This window comes from Mycobacterium sp. DL440, from assembly GCF_011745145.1.
Classification (GTDB): Bacteria; Actinomycetota; Actinomycetes; order Mycobacteriales; family Mycobacteriaceae; genus Mycobacterium.
Genome location: NZ_CP050191.1, coordinates 3,817,940 through 3,835,495, shown reverse-complemented (window position 1 = coordinate 3,835,495; position 17,556 = coordinate 3,817,940). Strand labels below are relative to the sequence as shown.

Genomic DNA, 17,556 nt, shown 5'->3' with positions numbered 1-17,556 from the left:
ACCGTGCTCCACCGCTGAAAAGTGAATGCACGACACGAGAACACCATCCGAAGAAGAAGGAGAATCATGACCGCCATCACCGCCACCGGATCCGCAGGCACCACGAAGGGAATCGATTCGCTGCTGCGCCTGGCCATGCGGCTGGACGCAGTCCTCGTCGGCATCAGCGGGATCGCACTGCTGGCCGCGGCCGGGTGGTTCGCCGATCTCACCGGGCTACCGAAATCCGTCGAATACGGCGTCGGCGTCTTCTCGGTCGTCTACGGCATCGCGGTGTTCGCTCTCGCCGGCATCGAGCGGGTGCGTCCCGCCGGCATCGGCACCGTGATCGCCAACGCGGCGTGCACGGTGATCGCCCTGGTAGCTGTCTTCACCATGGCACTCACCACCGCGGGCGTCGTGGTCGTCATCGCCACCGGCATCTACACGCTGGCGATGGCCGAGTGGCAGTACGTCGGGGTCAAGCGCATCCCGGCCTGACGAGGCTTCGCTGAGTGGCCAGTTGTCGCACGCGAATTGCGGAAAAGCGTGTGATAACTGGCCTTTCGTCTAGTCAGAGCTTGCGCAACCGCAGCCGGTTGATGGCGTGGTCGGCGTCTTTACGCAGCACCAGGGTGGCGCGTGGGCGGGTCGGCAGGATGTTCTCGATCAGGTTGGGCCGGTTGATCGAATGCCAGATGTCACGTGCCGCGAACACAGCCTGCTCATCGGTCAGGGTCGAGTAGTGGTGGAAGTGCGACGCCGGATCGGCGAAAGCCGTCGAGCGCATCGTCAGGAACCGCGAGATGTACCACCCCTCGATGTCTTCGATGCGGGCGTCGACGTACACCGAGAAGTCGAACAGGTCCGAGACCATCAGCGCCGGTCCGGTCTGCAGGACGTTGAGCCCTTCCAGGATCAGGATGTCCGGATGGCGCACAATCTGTTTCTCGCCCGGGACGATGTCGTAGAGCAGGTGTGAATAGACCGGCGCGCAGACCTCGTCGGCACCCGATTTCACCGCGGTGACGAACCGCATCAACCCGCGCCGGTCGTAGCTCTCCGGGAACCCCTTGCGGTGCATGAGGTTCCGGCGGTTGAGCTCCTTGTTGGGGTAGAGGAACCCGTCGGTGGTCACCAGATCCACCCGGGGATGGTGACCCCAGCGGGCCAGCAGGGCCTGCAGCACACGGGCGGTGGTCGATTTCCCGACCGCCACGCTGCCCGCGACGCCGATGACGAACGGCACCGGCCGGTCCGGATTCTGCTGCGGCTCACCGAGGAACTCCGAAGTCACGGCGAACAAACGCTGGCGGGCGGCCACCTGAAGGTGGATCAACCGGGCCAGGGGCAGATAAACCTCTTCGACCTCGAGGATGTCGAGTTTCTCGCCCATACCCCGCAGGCGCAGCAGCTCGTCCTCGGTGAGTTTCAGCGGGGTCGACATGCGCAGTGCACGCCATTGACTTCGGTCGAACTCCACATAGGGGCTCGGCTCGCTCGGCCGCGGCATCCGATCAGTCTTACATCTACGGTTGGGGGCATGGCTAACGGGATCGAGAAACAGACGGGCTCCGGAACCGGCACAGTGACGGACGCGGCCACTCTCATTCGTGAATACCTGCTCCTCGGCCTGCGCTTCGACCGCGTCGAGGACGGTTACGTCGACTCCTTCACCGGTGACCCGAAGCTACGCCGTGCGGTGCAGAACGAGTCCGCGCCCGACCCGGCCGACCTTGCTCGGCAAGCGGATCGGCTGCTGGCCCAGATCCCAGACGACCTCGACCGCGACCGCGCGGAATACCTTGCCGCACACCTGAGGGCACTCAACTGCGCGGGCCGCAAGTTCGCCGGTGAGCAGGTCGGATTCGTCGACGAGGTACAGGCCTATTTCGATGTTCGGATCAGCAAGGGCGATCCGGAGAAATACCGGCAGGCCCACGCCAAACTCGATGAGGCACTGGGAGGAGCCGGGTCACTGGCCGAGCGGATTCAGGCGCACCGCACCGGGGACGAGATCCCACCGGCCCGGCTGGAGGAGTGCATGCACGCCTTCTCCTCGGCCCTACGCGACAAGGTCCGCGCCGCGTACCCGCTGCCGGAGACCGAGACCATCACGTACGAGGTGGTCACCGACAAACCGTGGTCGGGATTCAACTACTACCTGGGTGACTACAAGTCCACCGTCGCGATCAACGCCGACCTCAAACAGCAGATGGCCAATCTGCCCCGGCTGGTGGCCCACGAGTCCTATCCCGGTCATCACACCGAGCACTGCCGCAAGGAGGCCGGCCTGGTTGCCCGCGACAACCAGCTGGAACAGACGATCTTCCTCGTCAACACCCCGCAATGCCTGATGGCCGAGGGCCTCGCCGACCTGGCGTTGTACGCCATCGTCGGGCCCGGTTGGGGCACGTGGGCTGCCGACATCTACGCCGACGTGGGACTTCGGTTCGACGGGGAGCGTGCCGAGGTGATCTCGGCGGCGGTGGCCGGGCTGGCCGACGTGCGCCAGGACGCCGCGCTGATGCTGCACGACGAGCATCGCGACGTCGATGAGGTGGTGGAGTTCCTCAAACGGTGGCTTCTGGTCGACGACGTACGGGCCCGGCAGATGCTGCGGTTCCTGTCGTCGCCGCTGTGGCGGGCCTACACGAGCACCTACATCGAGGGGTACCGGTTGCTGCGGGGGTGGCTGGACGACCGGCCCGACGGAGTGACGCTGACCCAGCGTTTCGGTCGGCTGCTCGATGAGCCGCTGATCCCGTCGACCCTGCGGAGTATCTGAACCGGCCGGACGACCGGCCCCTCCGAGCCTGGTAGCAAATTTCTCAACCCGTTTTCGACGCCGCTACCATGACGTGCCTTTAGTAGCCCGCTGGTGTTCTATGTTGTGTTTTCTCGCCGGTATGACCTCTGCCTCAAGTGCTTGAATCAATTAGTTACCGATCGGTAACATAGTTGCCGTAGGCCCGGTGACCGTACCGGGTCGGGCAAAGGGAATGAGCATGGCTCCAACAACGGAAAGACCGAACAAGATCAAGCGCCTGGCCGGCGTGATCGTGGCGACCGGTGCGATGGCGCTCGCCGGAATCCTCGGCTCTGGCGCGGTGGCCAATGCAGGACCCGTCACGAAGGTCGGTAGCGATCCGGTGGCGCCGGTCCGTCCTGGGGGCAACAAAGGCCCTTTCACCAAGGTTGGTAGCGATCCCGTGACATCCGTCATCTCGGGCATTGCCGACGCCGCCGCCTCTGGTGGCTCTGGTGTCGAGATCCCGCCCCTCGTCAGCCCGTGGCCCGGCGGTGCGTGGGCCGGCCACGATTGGAGCAAGGGATACCCCGGCGGCGGTTTCGCCAACGGCAAGGGTGGCGGTTTCGCCAGCGGCAAGGGTGGCGGCGCTGCCATCCACGGCAAGGCCGGCGGCGCCTGGAATCACCGCTGACAACCGCGAAATCAGGGTTTTGCTGAAGAGATCTCCTGGCGTTCAGTGCTCGCGCGTGCTGAGTGTTGACGCGGGCCGTCGATCAATTCCTGAAAAGTACTGTTGAAAGTGCAAATACTGACCTTGATCGGTGCGGCTGCGGGCGATGGTCTCCCATCGCCCGACGGCTTGTTCGGCCTCGTTGCCGAAGGGTAAAATATTTGCTGAGCATCGTGCGACGAAACCGGGCGGCAGCAAGGGAGTCGACATGGCTGCAACAAGTGCGAAATCGAACCGGATCAAGCTGATGGCCGGCGTGGTCGTGGCAGCGGGCTCGCTGGGGCTGGCTGGATTCGTCGGACCCACGGCTGTCGCCAATGCCGATCCCGTCGTCGTCTTGAACGGCGAAACGGTGGACCCGCCAACGCCTCCTCCCCTCGTGAGTCCGTGGCCCGGCGGCGCGTGGGCCGGCCATGACTGGAGCAAGGGCTGGCCGGGCGGTGCCTGGGCCGGTCATGACTGGAGCAAGGGCTGGCCGGGCGGCGGTTTTGCCAACGGCAAGGCCGGCGGCGCGTGGAACCACACCAAGTGATCTACCGCTGATCCCGTCGGCATTGCGGGCTTAGGCTCGGAGGGTGTCCGAACTCCGGCCGTATATCCCCGCGCTGGCCATGCCGCTCAACTTGATCTTGTTGGTCTGGATGGTGATCGGTCGGGGACTGTTCGTCCAGCTCGGCTGGATGGTGGTGTTCGGCGTCCTCGCCGCGCCGTGGCTGGCGCTTTGCCTGGTGGCGACGAGCAGGATGATGCGCAAGTTGCCGGGCGGAGAGCTCACCTCCGGGCAGGCCTGGGCGCAGGTCATCTTGTGGTCGGCGATGTTCGTGTTCGGGCTCGCCTGTGTCGACGGCGGAGACAGCCCCGGCGCATTCCCGTCGATCCTGATGAAGGTGATCGGCGACGGGCCGCGCATGGAAACCTTCAGCAACCTGCTGTGGGCCGGATCGGTGATCGTCGGGGTCGCCGCGTGGTTCGTGTTGCTCACCAAGCTCACCCGGGCCCGTGCCGTCCCGCCGCCAGTTCAGCAGCAATATCTGCACCCCGGATACCCGCCGACCTATCCGTACCCCGGATACCCGCCGGGCCAACCCGGCCCGGGACCGTCGACCTGACCCGCTCCGACTAGGCTAAAAGCCATGGCAGCAGACCCGTCCTCCACCTTGCCCGCGGCTTCCGGCGCTGATTACGCCGACACCTCAAGTGCCGCATACCAGGCTGCGTTGCAGGTCATCGAATCCGTCGAGCCCCGGATCGCGGCAGCCACCCGCAAAGAGCTTGCCGATCAACGTGATTCGCTCAAGCTGATCGCCAGCGAGAATTACGCCTCCCCGGCTGTGCTGCTCACCATGGGCACCTGGTTCTCCGACAAGTACGCCGAGGGCACCGTCGGGCACCGCTTCTACGCGGGCTGCCAGAACGTCGACACCGTCGAGGCGCTGGCCGCCGAGCATGCCCGCGAACTGTTCGGCGCCCCCTACGCCTACGTGCAGCCGCACTCCGGCATCGACGCCAATCTCGTTGCCTACTGGGCCATCCTGGCGACCAAGGTGGAGGCACCCGGCCTGGCCGAACTCGGCGCCAAACACGTCAACGACCTGTCCGAGGCGGACTGGGAGACCCTGCGCCACAAGTTGGGCAACCAGCGTCTGCTCGGCATGTCCCTGGACGCCGGTGGGCACCTGACGCACGGCTTCCGGCCCAACATCTCGGGCAAGATGTTCCACCAGCACAGCTACGGGACCAACCCGGAGACGGGTTTCCTGGACTACGACGCCGTGGCCGCCGCGGCCCGCGAGTTCAAACCGTTGGTGCTGGTCGCCGGTTACTCGGCCTACCCGCGCCGCGTGAACTTCGCCAAGATGCGCGAGATCGCCGACGAGGTGGGCGCGACCCTGATGGTCGACATGGCGCACTTCGCCGGCCTGGTGGCGGGCAAGGTGTTCACCGGTGACGAGAACCCGGTGCCGCACGCCCACGTCACCACGACCACCACGCACAAGTCCCTGCGCGGCCCGCGCGGCGGCATGGTGCTGGCCACCGAGGAATTCGCCCCGGCCGTGGACAAGGGCTGCCCGATGGTGCTGGGCGGGCCGCTGAGCCATGTCATGGCAGCCAAGGCCGTCGCGCTGGCCGAGGCGCGCCAGCCGGCGTTCCAGACCTACGCCCAGGCGGTCGCCGACAACGCCCAGGCCCTGGCCGACGGGTTCGTCAAGCGGGACGCGGGCCTGATCACCGGTGGTACCGACAACCACCTGGTGCTGCTCGACGTGCGTTCGTTCGGGCTGACCGGCCGCCAGGCCGAGTCCGCGCTGCTGGACGCCGGCGTCGTCACCAACCGCAACGCGATCCCGGCCGACCCGAACGGGGCCTGGTACACCAGTGGCATCCGGTTGGGGACGCCGGCGCTCACGAGCCGCGGATTCGGCGCCGACGACTTCGACCGTGTCGCCGAGCTGATCGTCGACGTGCTGTCCAACACGCAGCCCGAGGGGACTTCTAAAGCCAAGTACAAGCTGGCCGACGGCACCGCCGAGCGCGTCCACGCGGCCTCGGCCGAGCTGCTCGACGCCAACCCGCTGTACCCGGGCCTGACCCTCTGATCCGGGCTGAGCCGGGCCGCCGACATCACAGTGACCTGAGTTTCAGAAACCTGTAAACCCGGGTTACAGTTACCTCATGGCACAGAAACCTGTCGCTAATGCGCTGACCTTGGAGCTTGAGCCCGTTGTCGAGGCCGAGCTGCGTCGCCACCTGGATACCGAGGATCTCTGGTACGCGCACGATTACGTGCCGTTCGACCAGGGCGAAAACTTCGCCTTCCTCGGTGGCCAGGACTGGGATCCCTCGCAGGTGACGTTGCCCAAGACCGTCACCGATGCCCTGGAGATCTTGCTGATCACCAAGGACAACCTGTCCGGATATCACCGCGAGCTCGTCGAGCATTTCATCCTCGAGGAAAAGTGGGGCCGGTTTCTGGGCCGCTGGACCGCCGAAGAGCACCTGCACGCCGTCGCGCTGCGCAACTACCTCGTCGTCACGCGTGAGATCGACCCGACGGCAAACGAGGACGTCCGCGTCGAGCACGTGATGAAGGGTTACCGCGCCGACAGCTACAGCCAGATCGAGACGCTGGTATTCATGGCGTTCTTCGAGCGCGCGCACGCGGTGTTCACCCGCAACCTGCGGGCGCAGATCGCCGAGCCGGTGCTGGGCTCGATGGTCGACCGCATCGTCCTCGATGAGGAGCGCCACGAGCTGTTCTTCGCCAACCTGGTGTCGCACGTGCTGAGCACCCATCGCGACGAGACCGTGGCGGCTATTGCCGCCCGAGCCCGTGAGTTCGATGTGATCGGCGCGGACATCGACGCCTACCAGGACAAGGTCGCCGTGGTGGCCGAGGCCGGGATCTTCGACAAGGCCGCCCTGGCGAAGGTCATCTCCGACCGGATCACCGCCTGGGGGCTGGCCGATGAAGCCGCGCTCCAGGAGTTCATCAACACGTAACGCGCCGGGCGCCCTACACGCGGCGCGCCAGCCAGCAACCCCGCCGAGGCGGGAGTAGCGTCGAATCCGATGGCTAGCGACATGCTCTGCTGTCCGGACGGTACCGATCGGTTGGTTGACGAGAGGACCGGCTCCGGTCCTGGTGCCGCAGTGTCCACCGAGCAACTCGTGTGGGGCCGCGCGGGTTCTAGGAGCGCCACGTGACTGATAAGGCTGTCCGTACCTATGTGCTCGACACCTCCGTGTTGCTGTCCGATCCTTGGGCATGCAGCCGGTTCGCCGAGCATGAAGTGGTGGTCCCGCTGGTCGTGATCAGCGAGCTCGAGGCCAAACGGCATCACCACGAGCTGGGCTGGTTCGCTCGGCAGGCGTTGCGGATGTTCGATGATCTGCGACTTGAGCATGGACGGCTGGATCAGCCGATTCCTGTTGGGGCAGAAGGCGGAACGCTACAGGTCGAGTTGAATCACATCGACCCCTCGGTACTGCCCACAGGTTTCCGGACCGAAACCAACGACACCAGGATCCTGGCGTGCGCGGCCAACCTCGCCGCAGAGGGTAAGCGAGTTACGTTGGTGAGCAAGGACATTCCGCTGCGGGTCAAAGCCGGTGCGGTCGGCCTCGCTGCCGATGAATACCACGCACAGGATGTCGTGGTGTCCGGCTGGACCGGCATGGCCGAGTTGGACGTGGCAGCCGAGGAAATCGACACCCTGTTCGCCGACGGCGAGATCGATGTCGAAGGCGCTCGGGATCTGCCCTGCCACACCGGGATTCGGTTGCTCGGCGGCAGCTCTTCGGCGCTCGGCCGGGTCAACGCCGAGAAGCGGGTGCAGTTGGTGCGTGGTGATCGCGAAGTGTTCGGCCTCCGGGGAAGGTCAGCCGAACAGCGCGTCGCCCTAGATCTGCTGCTCGACGAGTCTGTCGGCATCGTCTCGCTCGGCGGCAAGGCCGGCACCGGCAAATCCGCGCTCGCTCTGTGTGCGGGCCTGGAAGCCGTGCTCGAACGCCGAACCCAGCGCAAGGTCGTGGTGTTCCGCCCGTTGTATGCCGTCGGCGGCCAGGAGCTCGGCTACCTGCCGGGCAGCGAGAGCGAGAAGATGGGCCCCTGGGCCCAGGCCGTCTTCGACACCCTCGAAGGGTTGGCGAGCCCGGCGGTGCTGGAAGAGGTGCTGTCCCGCGGAATGCTGGAAGTGCTTCCGCTGACCCACATTCGGGGCCGTTCTCTGCACGACTCGTTCGTCATCGTCGACGAGGCGCAGTCGCTGGAGCGCAATGTGCTGCTGACTGTGCTGTCGCGGCTGGGCGCGGGCTCGCGGGTGGTGCTCACTCATGATGTGGCCCAACGGGACAACCTGCGGGTGGGCCGCCACGACGGCGTCGCGGCGGTGATCGAGAAGCTCAAGGGGCATCCACTGTTCGCCCACATCACGTTGCAGCGCAGCGAACGCTCGCCGATCGCCGCGCTCGTCACCGAGATGCTGGAGGAATTCAGCCCCGGCGCCCTGCCCTGAGTCGGAGTGATTTGGGTGCGTTTGGCGGCGCTCACCGCCGCCAAACGCACCCAAATCGAAGGCCCGGTAGGCTGCCGGGGTGGCGAGGCTCCCCAACAGTCAGGCATGGCGGTGGACCGTAGTCGGCGTGACCGCCGCCGTCGTGGTCCTGGTGGTGGGGACGCTCACCGGGCACATCCGTCGTGACGATCCCGACGAGGTGGACTGCGCGACGGAGAGGTGCATCGCACTGACCTTCGACGACGGGCCGAGCCCATACACCGACCGGCTGCTGCAGATCCTCAAGGACAACGACGCCAAGGCGACGTTCTTCGAGATCGGCAACAAGGTCGCCGCCAATCCTGAGGGCGCCAAGCGGGTGGTCGACGCCGGGATGGAGCTCGGCAGCCACACCTGGGAACACCCCAACATGACGGCCATCCCGCCCGAGCAGATCCCGGCGCAGTTCAGCCGGGCCAGTGACGCCATCGAAGCCGCGACGGGCCAACGGCCGAAGCTGGTACGCACAGCGGGCGGTTTGATCAACGACCAGGTGCTCGCCGAGGCCCGCAAGCAGGGGTTGGCCGACATCAACTGGGACGTCATCCCGTTCGACTGGGCAAATGACTCCAACACCGCTGCGACCCGCTACATGCTGATGACGCAGATCAGGCCCAACAATGTCGTACTTTTTCATGACGCCTACTCCTCCACCGTGGACCTGGTGCAGCAGTTCATCCCCGTCCTCAAGGCCAATGGCTACCACTTGGTGACCGTCAGCCACATGCTCGGTGAGCGTGAGCCGGGGACCAGTTACGGCAGCCGGGACAACGGCCCGCCCGTGCCGCCGGCCGAGGCGCTCAAGGACATCCCGCCGGAGGAGATTCCCTCGCTGCCCGCGACACCGTCGCCCCCGCCGATGCCGAACTTCCCGATCACCGACATCCCCGGAGCGAATTCGGGTGGCCCCAACAACGGGGCCTGAAAACTGAGACCCACATCGCGTCGGGTTGAGGACCAAAGACTCTAACCGGCGGGCCCGGGCACGACGAGGCTTGAAGCATGCCCGAGACGATGTTCGATTCTGCGACTCTCACCCGTGCGGTGCAGCTGGCATCGCGTGCACCTTCGCTGCACAACACCCAACCGTGGCGGCTGGTGGCCGACGGCAGCGGAGTTCACCTGCACCTGGACCCGAATCGCGTGGTGACCGTGACCGATCGATCGTCGCGGGAGGCGGTCGTCAGCTGCGGGGTGCTGCTGGACCATCTGCGGGTCGCGATGGCCGCAGCCGGGTGGGCGACCAGCGTCGACCGCTTCCCGAATCCGAACGACCTCGATCATCTGGCGACGTTGCAGTTCTCGCCGATGGACTACGTGACCGATGCCCACCGCCGGCGGGCCGACGCGATCCTGGCCCGGCGCACCGACCGGCTGCCCATGTCCGCTTATGCGGACTGGGACGCCTTCGAGGTGCTGCTGCGGGCGCGGCTGGGCGAAGGTCCGGTACACCTCGACGTGTTGGCCGAGGAGATGCGCGCCGACGTGGCCGAGGCCGCTGCGCTGACGGAGTCGCTGCGGCTCTACGATTCCGGTTATCACGCTGAACTCTCTTGGTGGACAACGCCGTTCGCGACAGAAGACGGTATTCCCCAGAGCTCTCTGGTATCGGCCGCGGAAAGTGAGCGCGTCGCGGTGGCGCGCACCTTCCCGGTCACCGCGCACGGCGATCGGCGGTCCACCGTCGGTGACGATTCGGCCACGCTGGTGGTGCTGTCCACGGACGGGTACAGCCGGGCCGACGCTCTCGATGCGGGCGAGGCACTCTCGGTGCTGCTGCTGGAATGCACGCTGTCGGGTCTGAGTACCTGCCCGGTGAGCCACGTGACCGAGTTGCACGCCAGCCGCGACCTCATCGGTTCCCTGATCGGCCGTGATGCCTGCCCGCAGTTGCTGGTCCGGATTGGCATCGCCCCGACGCTCACCGACACACCACCGCCGACACCGCGTCGCGCTGTTGAGACCTTCTTGACCTTCGACGCCTGATCTCGACTAGGAGATGACCATGACCGACACCCTGCTCGCCCCAGCCCCCGCCGCCACAGCTACCGCCGCTGGTGCGGCCGTCGTGGTCGAAGCCGACGGCCGCGCCGCCAGCGACGACGCGCTGCACACCGCGATCGAGGAGGCCGTGAGACGTGGCGCGCCGCTGCGGGTGGTGACCACCTGGGGAGCGCGGCATCGCGAGATGTACGACGCGACTGCTGTCGCCGAGCGTGACCGGTTGTCGACCGCGCAGCTGGAGCGCCGGCTGGCCCGTGCACTGAAACGCTCTCCGGACCTCCATGTGCAGAGCATCGACGGCTACGGCAGCGCTGCGGAATACCTGACGGCACACCCGGGGGCGGCCCAGATGCTCGTGCTCGGTGCCGACCACACCGATTCGCCCGAATTGCAAACCGCGTTGGCTTCCTCGGGTTGCGCCGTGCTCACTTGCGATCGGCGCCACCGGTTGTGAGACTCGGGGGATGATCAGGGTCTTTCTGGTCGATGACCACGAGGTGGTTCGCCGTGGGCTGATCGACCTGCTCAGCGCCGACCCGGAGCTGGACGTGATCGGCGAGGCCGATTCGGTGGCCCAGGCGCTGGCCCGGGTGCCGGCCCTGAAGCCGGACGTCGCGGTGCTCGATGTCCGGCTGCCCGACGGCAACGGCATCGAACTGTGCCGGGAACTGTTGTCGCGCATGCCCGATCTGCGCTGCCTGATGCTGACGTCGTTCACCTCCGACGAGGCGATGCTCGATGCCATCCTGGCCGGCGCGAGCGGCTACGTGGTCAAGGACATCAAGGGGATGGAACTGGCCCAGGCGATCAAGGATGTCGGGGCCGGGAAGTCGTTACTGGACAATCGCGCCGCCACGGCGTTGATGGCGAAACTGCGCGGCGATGCCGAGCGGTCCGACCCGTTGGCCGGGCTGACCCAGCAGGAGCGGGTGCTGCTCGATCTGTTGGGGGAGGGGCTGACCAACCGGCAGATCGCGGCCCGGATGTTCCTCGCCGAGAAGACCGTCAAGAACTACGTGTCGCGGTTGTTGGCCAAGCTGGGCATGGAACGTCGCACGCAGGCCGCGGTCTTCGCCTCCACGCTGGACCGTCACCGTCAGTAGAACCAGAGTCTTTGGTCCTCAACTGACAGGGCTTTCGCCGGTTCCGGTTCGGACCCGAACCCACCGCGCGGTGACACCCTGGACGAACTTGGTGCGCTGCAGCCGGTAGTGCCAGCATGGTGGACGTGACTGGTCACGGTGCACAGCCCGACGATGGACAACGAACTCCGCCGTTGCGGGACACTCTCTCGCAGCTGCGGCTGCGCGAACTGCTCACCGAGGTCCAGGACCGTGTCGAGCAGATCATCACCGGCCGCGACCGGATCGACGGCCTGGTGGAGGCCATGCTCGCAGTGACCTCGGGCCTGGACCTCGAGGTCACGCTGAGCACCATCGTGCGGACCGCGATCGAGTTGGTCGACGCCCGCTATGGCGCCCTGGGTGTGCGCGGCGAGGGCCATGAGCTGACCGAGTTCGTCTATCAGGGCATCGACGATGCCACCCGGGCCGTGATCGGGCATCTGCCCGAGGGGCGTGGTGTGCTCGGCGTGCTCATCGACGATCCGAAACCGATCCGGCTCAACGACATCCGTCTGCACCCGGCGTCGGTCGGGTTCCCGCCGAACCATCCGCCGATGCGGACCTTTCTCGGCGTCCCGGTGCGCATCCGCGACGAGGTGTTCGGCAACCTCTACCTGACCGACAAGACCAACGGGCAGCCGTTCAGCGAGGACGACGAGGTACTCGTGGAGGCCCTGGCGGCGGCCGCGGGAGTGGCGGTGGAGAACGCCCGGCTCTATCAACTGTCCCGCGACCGGCAAGCTTGGATCGCCGCCACCCGCGACATCGGCACCGAGCTGCTCGGCGGCACCGATCCGGCCAGGGTGTTCCGGATGGTGGCCGATGAGGCGCTCAAACTGACCGGGGCCGACCGCATCGTGGTAGCTGTGCCCAGCAGCGACGTTCCCGCCGGTGAGGCCGACACCCTCGTCGTGGCCGCCACAGCAGGCCGTTCGACCATGATCGAGTCGCTTCCGGTGGGTCCGCATTCAGCAGAGGGCGCAGTGGGCGCGGCGTTCCATGACGGCACACCGCACCGGCTCGACCGCCTCGAGCTGGGCGGCGCAGGTGGCCCGGCTCTGGTGCTGCCCCTGCGTGCGACCGATACCGTCGCCGGCGTCATGGTGGCCGTGCGCGCCGACGGCGCCCAGAACTTCACCGCCGAGCAACTCGACATGGCCGCGGCGTTCGCCGACCAGGCCGCGGTGGCCTGGCAACTGGCCAGCTCCCAGCGCAGCGTGCGCGAACTGGAGATCCTGGCCGATCGCGACCGCATCGCCCGGGACCTGCACGACCACGTGATCCAACGCCTGTTCGCGGTCGGACTGTCGCTGCAGGGCACGATTCCGCGGGCACATTCCCCCGAGGTGCAGCAGCGGCTCACCGACACCGTGGACGATCTACAGGCGGTGATCCAGGAGATACGCACCGCGATCTTCGATCTGCACGGTGCCCAGGCCGGCACGACGCGGCTGCGGCAGCGCCTCGATGAGGTGATCGCGCAGTTCGGCGACGCGCCGATACACATCAGCACCCGGTTCGTCGGCCCGCTGTCGGTGGTCGATGCGACCCTGGCCGACCATGCCGAGGCGGTGCTGCGTGAGGCGATCAGCAATGCGGTACGTCATTCGGGGGCAAGCGAACTCGCCGTGCTCGTGGAGGTGGCCGACGACCTGTCCATCGAGGTGTCCGACAACGGCTGCGGGATCGCCGCCGAGGTCACCGAGAGCGGGCTGAGTAATCTGCGGGCCCGGGCGTTGCGCGCGGGCGGTGAGTTCACCATCACCGACCGGCCCGACGGCGGGACCGTGTTGCGTTGGGCCGCACCGCTTCCGGACTAGCTGCTTCCGCCGACCAGTCCCCCGCGAGCGGGAGGGGCCCCCAGCAAATGTCCCCGACACGCCGGGCGTGCGGGGACATTTGCGTCTGCTCGCGCAGAGAAGGTGAGGGCTACTCGCCGTCTTTCACCTTCGCCATGGCGAGCACGTCGAGGCGCTTGTCCAGCTCGGCCTCCGACAGTTTGTCGCCGATCAGGCCGCGGTCGATCACGGTCTGGCGGATGGTCTTCTTCTCCTTGAGCGCCTGCTTGGCGACCTTGGCGGCCTCCTCGTAGCCGATCGCCGAGTTCAGCGGTGTCACGATCGACGGCGACGACTCGGCCAGCGTGCGCAGGTGATCTTCGTTGGCCACCAGGCCGTCAATGCACTTGGTGGCGAACAGCTTCGACACGTTGGCCAGCAGGGTGAACGACTCCAGCACGTTTCGCGCCATCATGGGGATGTACACGTTGAGCTCGAAGGCTCCCGAAAGTCCGCCGACGGTGACGGCGGCGTCGTTGCCGATGACCTGCGCGGCCACCTGGGTAACCGCCTCGGGCAGAACCGGATTGACCTTGCCCGGCATGATCGAGCTGCCCGGCTGCAGGTCCGGAAGCTGGATCTCGCCCAGGCCGGTCAGCGGGCCCGAACCCATCCAGCGCACGTCGTTGGCGATCTTGGTCAGCGAGGCGGCGATCGTCTTGAGCGCGCCCGATGCTTCGACCAACCCGTCACGGGCCGCCTGGGCCTCGAACGAGTCTGCGGCGGTACGCAATTCGGCCAACCCGGTCTGGTTGACCAGCACCTCGACCACCTTGGGGCCGAAGCCGTCGGGGGCGTTGAGGCCGGTGCCCACGGCGGTCCCGCCGATGGCGAGCTCACCGAGGCGGGGCAGCGTGGCCTTCACTCGTTCGATCCCGGCCTCGACCTGACGGGCGTAGCCGCCGAACTCCTGGCCCAGCGTCACCGGCACCGCGTCCATCAGGTGGGTGCGGCCCGACTTGACCACGGTCTTCCACTGCTTGGCCTTGGCGGCCAGCGACTCGTGGAGCACTTCGAGGGCCGGAATCAGGTGGCGCACAGCGGCTTCGGTGGCCGCGATGTGAGTGGCGGTGGGGAAGGTGTCGTTGGAGCTCTGCGACATGTTGACGTGGTCATTGGGGTGGACTTCAATGCCATTGCGGGCGGCGATCGAGGCGATCACCTCGTTGGCGTTCATATTGGAGCTGGTGCCCGAGCCGGTCTGGAACACGTCGATCGGGAACTGGTCGTCGTGTAGCCCGTCGGCGATCTCGCCGGCCGCGGCGATGATGGCGTCGGCCTTCTCGGCGGCCAGCAGGCCCAGGTCCTTGTTGACCTGAGCGCAGGCGGCCTTCAGCAGGCCCAGCGCCCGGATCTGGGTGCGCTCCAGCCCGCGGAACGAGATCGGGAAGTTCTCCACGGCCCGTTGGGTCTGCGCCCGCCACAGGGCGTTGACCGGCACCCGGACCTCGCCCATGGTGTCGTGCTCGATGCGGTACTCGACAGCTCCGTCGGTATCGGTGCTCATGTTGCCCTTTCTAGGAATTACGGGAGCGGGTAGGCGGCGGTCTTGTCGCCGGTGAAGTCGATGGCGGAGTACTCGTTGAGTTTCGTGAGCCGGTGGTAGGCCTCGATCATCCGGACGGTGCCGGACTTGGACCGCATCACGATGGATTGAGTGGTGCATCCGCCCGGGTAGTACTGCACGCCCTTGAGCAGGTCACCGTCGGTGACGCCGGTGGCACAGAAGAAGACATTGTCACCTGAGACCAGATCGTCGGTCGACAGGACCTGGTCCAGGTCGTAGCCGGCGTCCAGGGCCTTCTGACGTTCGGCGTCGTCGGTCGGGGCCAGCTGGGCCTGGATCGCGCCACCCATACAACGAATGGCCGCTGCGGCGATGATGCCCTCGGGGGTGCCGCCGATACCGGCCAGGATGTCGGTGCCGGAGTTGGGGCGGCAGGCCGAGATGGCGCCGGCGACGTCGCCGTCGGTGATCAGCCGGATGCGGGCGCCCGCGGCGCGGGCATCCTCGATCAGTTGGGCGTGGCGCGGACGGTCGAGGATGCACACGGTCAGGTCGCTCACCGAGGCACCGCGCACCTTGGCCACCCGCCGGATGTTCTCGCCGATCGGGGCGGTGATGTCGATGGCGTCGGCGCACTCGGGGCCGACGGCGATCTTGTTCATGTAGAACACCGCGGACGGATCGAACATCGCGCCGCGCTCGGCGACGGCGAGCACCGAGATGGCATTGGGCATGCCCTTGCTCATCAGCGTGGTGCCGTCCACCGGGTCGACGGCGAAATCGCACTCCGGCCCGTCGCCGTTGCCGACCTCTTCACCGTTGAAGAGCATCGGAGCTTCGTCTTTCTCGCCCTCACCGATCACCACGACGCCACGCATCGACACCGAGTTGACCAGCTCACGCATGGCGTCGACAGCGGCCCCGTCGCCGCCTTCCTTGTCGCCGCGGCCGACCCAGCGGCCTGCTGCCATGGCGCCGGCCTCGGTCACCCGGACGAGTTCGAGGGCAAGGTTGCGATCCGGGGCTTCTCCCCGCGTGGGACTCATGGCCCAGATTGTCCCAGAACGTGGTCAGGGTTTGGGAGCTGGGATACTGGCGAGCATGTCCTCTGAGCCGACCTCCCAGCCGACCCCGGTCCCGAAACCGGCGAAGTCGCGGTTACTGCAGGACGGCCGGGACATGTTCTGGTCCATGGCACCGCTGGTGGTGGCCTGCATCGTGTTGGCCGGGATGCTCGGAATGTGCTCGTTTCAGGCGGGTGGGCCTGGGCCCGGCCCCGCCCCCGAATTTGATGCGCCGGCTGCCCTGCAGGCCGACGCCGACACGTTGAAGATCCCGATCCGGATGCCCCAGCTACCCGAGGGCTGGCAGCCGAACTCGGGCAGCCGCCACGGCATCGACGGCGGGCTGACGCTGCCCGACGGCCAGCATGGCCGCGCGGTATCCTCGCGTATCGGTTACCTGGCGCCTGACGGCAAGTACCTGAGCCTGACCCAGAGCAATGCCGAGGAGTCCGCCCTGGTGGCGTCGATCAAGCCGGATTCGTATGCGTCGGGCACCCAGGACGTCGACGGGGTGACCTGGGTGGTCTACGAGAGCAGCGACCCGGAACCGGTGTGGACGACGAAGCTGAGCGGGCCGGCGCAGGTCGCCATTACCGGCGCAGCTGGTACCGATGAGTACCGTACGCTGGCGAGTGCGACGCAGAAGCAGTCGCCGCTGCCGCTCAAGAGGCCGTGACGCACTAACGGATGGAGCCCGTGTTGTCGTCGCCAGTTGCGGATCTCACCGGTTGGACCGCCACCCCCTTCACCGCCGCCGATCAGACCTATGACGTGTACCGCAAGGGTGACGGCCCCGGTGTGGTCTTGATTCCCGAGATCCCGGGCCTGCATCCCGGCGTGCTCGCGCTGGGCAATCATCTGGTGGACAACGGCTTCACGGTGGCCGCACCGTCACTGTTCGGCACCCCGGGCGCGGCCGCCGTACGCCCTGGCGCGATCCCGGTCATGTTAAAAGCTTGCGTCACAAAGGAATTCGCGGCGTTTGCGACGAACGCCGACCGGCCCGTCGCGCATTACCTGCGGGCCCTGGCGCGCGATCTCAACGCCGGCACCCCCGGTAAGGGCGTCGGCGTCATCGGACAGTGCTTCACGGGCGGGTTCGCGCTCGCCGCCGCGGTCGACGACAGTGTGCTGGCCCCGGTGCTCAGCCAGCCGTCGGTGCCGATCGCCCTGACCGCGGCGCAGAAACGGGATCCGGGCATGTCGGAGTCCGAGCTCAAGGTCATCGAACAGCGTGTTGCCAATGACGGGCTGTGCGCGCTGGCCCTGCGGTTCAGCCAGGACCGGATGGCGCCGGGCGAGCGGTTCGCCACCCTCAAGGCCCGGCTCGGTGACGCGTTCGAGGTCATCGAGATCAACTCGAAGAAGGGCAACCCCGACGGGCTGTCGGCGTCGGCGCACTCGGTGCTGACCGATCAGGTGCGCGAGGTCGACGGGCATCCCGCGTATGAGGCGCGCAAGCGGGTGGTGGCTTTCCTCACCGAGCGGCTGAGCGCGGATTAGC

The 17,556-nt window shown here is 66.9% G+C and carries 18 protein-coding genes; 15 read left to right on the top strand and 3 right to left on the bottom strand.

The genetic code is table 11. The features are described 5' to 3' along the window. Nucleotides 1-66 precede the first annotated feature (66 nt). On the top strand, nucleotides 67-480 hold the full coding sequence (locus tag HBE63_RS18620; RefSeq protein WP_166906063.1) for a hypothetical protein: 414 nt from the start codon (nucleotides 67-69) through the stop codon (nucleotides 478-480). Between the two features lie 73 nt (nucleotides 481-553). On the opposite strand, the gene coaA is transcribed toward HBE63_RS18620, so the two are convergent. Continuing rightward, on the bottom strand, nucleotides 554-1,492 hold the full coding sequence (gene coaA / locus HBE63_RS18615; protein WP_166906062.1) for a type I pantothenate kinase: 939 nt from the start codon (nucleotides 1,490-1,492) through the stop codon (nucleotides 554-556). 30 nt (nucleotides 1,493-1,522) lie between these two features. On the opposite strand from coaA, the gene HBE63_RS18610 reads away from it, so the two are divergent. The 12 genes from HBE63_RS18610 to HBE63_RS18555 all read left to right on the top strand — a co-directional run bounded on the left by HBE63_RS18610 (nucleotide 1,523) and on the right by HBE63_RS18555 (nucleotide 13,463). Continuing rightward, complete coding sequence (locus tag HBE63_RS18610; RefSeq protein ID WP_166906061.1) at nucleotides 1,523-2,767, top strand: DUF885 domain-containing protein; 1,245 nt, start codon at nucleotides 1,523-1,525, stop codon at nucleotides 2,765-2,767. A gap of 220 nt (nucleotides 2,768-2,987) precedes the next feature. Continuing rightward, nucleotides 2,988-3,422 (top strand): hypothetical protein, encoded by a 435-nt coding sequence (locus HBE63_RS18605; protein WP_166906060.1) that lies wholly within the window; start codon nucleotides 2,988-2,990, stop codon nucleotides 3,420-3,422. 247 nt (nucleotides 3,423-3,669) lie between these two features. Next, nucleotides 3,670-3,993 (top strand): hypothetical protein, encoded by a 324-nt coding sequence (locus HBE63_RS18600; protein ID WP_166906059.1) that lies wholly within the window; start codon nucleotides 3,670-3,672, stop codon nucleotides 3,991-3,993. A 43-nt stretch (nucleotides 3,994-4,036) separates the two neighbouring features. After that, entirely contained in the window at nucleotides 4,037-4,570 is a 534-nt protein-coding gene (locus HBE63_RS18595) for a hypothetical protein (RefSeq protein ID WP_166906058.1), read from the top strand. Nucleotides 4,571-4,594: 24 nt separating this feature from the next. Beyond that, nucleotides 4,595-6,058, top strand: a complete 1,464-nt coding sequence (locus tag HBE63_RS18590) for a glycine hydroxymethyltransferase (protein ID WP_166906057.1) — start codon at nucleotides 4,595-4,597, stop codon at nucleotides 6,056-6,058. 76 nt (nucleotides 6,059-6,134) lie between these two features. Beyond that, nucleotides 6,135-6,962: an acyl-ACP desaturase gene (locus HBE63_RS18585; RefSeq protein WP_166906056.1), complete on the top strand. Its 828-nt coding sequence runs from the start codon at nucleotides 6,135-6,137 to the stop codon at nucleotides 6,960-6,962. Between the two features lie 200 nt (nucleotides 6,963-7,162). After that, complete coding sequence (locus tag HBE63_RS18580) at nucleotides 7,163-8,476, top strand: PhoH family protein (protein ID WP_166906055.1); 1,314 nt, start codon at nucleotides 7,163-7,165, stop codon at nucleotides 8,474-8,476. 79 nt (nucleotides 8,477-8,555) lie between these two features. Further along, the gene (locus HBE63_RS18575; RefSeq protein WP_166906054.1) at nucleotides 8,556-9,440 is read left to right on the top strand and encodes a polysaccharide deacetylase family protein; all 885 of its coding nucleotides are present in this window, start codon (nucleotides 8,556-8,558) and stop codon (nucleotides 9,438-9,440) included. A gap of 77 nt (nucleotides 9,441-9,517) precedes the next feature. Beyond that, on the top strand, nucleotides 9,518-10,501 hold the full coding sequence (locus HBE63_RS18570; RefSeq protein WP_166906053.1) for an NAD(P)H nitroreductase: 984 nt from the start codon (nucleotides 9,518-9,520) through the stop codon (nucleotides 10,499-10,501). Nucleotides 10,502-10,520: 19 nt separating this feature from the next. Then, nucleotides 10,521-10,973 (top strand): universal stress protein, encoded by a 453-nt coding sequence (locus tag HBE63_RS18565; protein ID WP_166906052.1) that lies wholly within the window; start codon nucleotides 10,521-10,523, stop codon nucleotides 10,971-10,973. Nucleotides 10,974-10,983: 10 nt separating this feature from the next. After that, on the top strand, nucleotides 10,984-11,622 hold the full coding sequence (gene devR / locus HBE63_RS18560) for a two-component system response regulator DevR (RefSeq protein WP_166906051.1): 639 nt from the start codon (nucleotides 10,984-10,986) through the stop codon (nucleotides 11,620-11,622). A 116-nt stretch (nucleotides 11,623-11,738) separates the two neighbouring features. Beyond that, nucleotides 11,739-13,463, top strand: a complete 1,725-nt coding sequence (locus tag HBE63_RS18555; RefSeq protein WP_166906050.1) for a GAF domain-containing sensor histidine kinase — start codon at nucleotides 11,739-11,741, stop codon at nucleotides 13,461-13,463. A gap of 109 nt (nucleotides 13,464-13,572) precedes the next feature. On the opposite strand, the gene HBE63_RS18550 is transcribed toward HBE63_RS18555, so the two are convergent. Together HBE63_RS18550 and glpX are read right to left on the bottom strand one after the other, a co-directional pair. Then, nucleotides 13,573-14,988 carry a class II fumarate hydratase gene (locus tag HBE63_RS18550; protein WP_166906049.1) on the bottom strand — a complete coding sequence of 472 codons (1,416 nt, stop codon included), beginning with the start codon at nucleotides 14,986-14,988 and terminating at the stop codon, nucleotides 13,573-13,575. Nucleotides 14,989-15,005: 17 nt separating this feature from the next. Then, entirely contained in the window at nucleotides 15,006-16,034 is a 1,029-nt protein-coding gene (gene glpX / locus HBE63_RS18545) for a class II fructose-bisphosphatase (protein WP_166906048.1), read from the bottom strand. A 55-nt stretch (nucleotides 16,035-16,089) separates the two neighbouring features. Between glpX and HBE63_RS18540 the strand changes: the two genes are divergently transcribed. Together HBE63_RS18540 and HBE63_RS18535 are read left to right on the top strand one after the other, a co-directional pair. Beyond that, nucleotides 16,090-16,728, top strand: a complete 639-nt coding sequence (locus HBE63_RS18540) for a DUF4245 domain-containing protein (protein ID WP_166906047.1) — start codon at nucleotides 16,090-16,092, stop codon at nucleotides 16,726-16,728. 23 nt (nucleotides 16,729-16,751) lie between these two features. Further along, nucleotides 16,752-17,555: a dienelactone hydrolase family protein gene (locus HBE63_RS18535; protein ID WP_166906046.1), complete on the top strand. Its 804-nt coding sequence runs from the start codon at nucleotides 16,752-16,754 to the stop codon at nucleotides 17,553-17,555. Nucleotide 17,556: the final 1 nt, after the last annotated feature.

Bases quoted from the DNA above. Each gene is read 5' to 3' on its own strand.
- HBE63_RS18620 (WP_166906063.1), top strand. From the start codon at position 67: ATGACCGCCATCACCGCCACCGGATCCGCAGGCACCACGAAGGGAATC.
- coaA (WP_166906062.1), bottom strand. From the start codon at position 1,492: ATGCCGCGGCCGAGCGAGCCGAGCCCCTATGTGGAGTTCGACCGAAGT.
- HBE63_RS18610 (WP_166906061.1), top strand. From the start codon at position 1,523: ATGGCTAACGGGATCGAGAAACAGACGGGCTCCGGAACCGGCACAGTG.
- HBE63_RS18605 (WP_166906060.1), top strand. From the start codon at position 2,988: ATGGCTCCAACAACGGAAAGACCGAACAAGATCAAGCGCCTGGCCGGC.
- HBE63_RS18600 (WP_166906059.1), top strand. From the start codon at position 3,670: ATGGCTGCAACAAGTGCGAAATCGAACCGGATCAAGCTGATGGCCGGC.
- HBE63_RS18590 (WP_166906057.1), top strand. From the start codon at position 4,595: ATGGCAGCAGACCCGTCCTCCACCTTGCCCGCGGCTTCCGGCGCTGAT.
- HBE63_RS18585 (WP_166906056.1), top strand. From the start codon at position 6,135: ATGGCACAGAAACCTGTCGCTAATGCGCTGACCTTGGAGCTTGAGCCC.
- HBE63_RS18570 (WP_166906053.1), top strand. From the start codon at position 9,518: ATGCCCGAGACGATGTTCGATTCTGCGACTCTCACCCGTGCGGTGCAG.
- HBE63_RS18565 (WP_166906052.1), top strand. From the start codon at position 10,521: ATGACCGACACCCTGCTCGCCCCAGCCCCCGCCGCCACAGCTACCGCC.
- devR (WP_166906051.1), top strand. From the start codon at position 10,984: ATGATCAGGGTCTTTCTGGTCGATGACCACGAGGTGGTTCGCCGTGGG.
- HBE63_RS18555 (WP_166906050.1), top strand. From the start codon at position 11,739: ATGGTGGACGTGACTGGTCACGGTGCACAGCCCGACGATGGACAACGA.
- HBE63_RS18550 (WP_166906049.1), bottom strand. From the start codon at position 14,988: ATGAGCACCGATACCGACGGAGCTGTCGAGTACCGCATCGAGCACGAC.
- glpX (WP_166906048.1), bottom strand. From the start codon at position 16,034: ATGAGTCCCACGCGGGGAGAAGCCCCGGATCGCAACCTTGCCCTCGAA.
- HBE63_RS18540 (WP_166906047.1), top strand. From the start codon at position 16,090: ATGTCCTCTGAGCCGACCTCCCAGCCGACCCCGGTCCCGAAACCGGCG.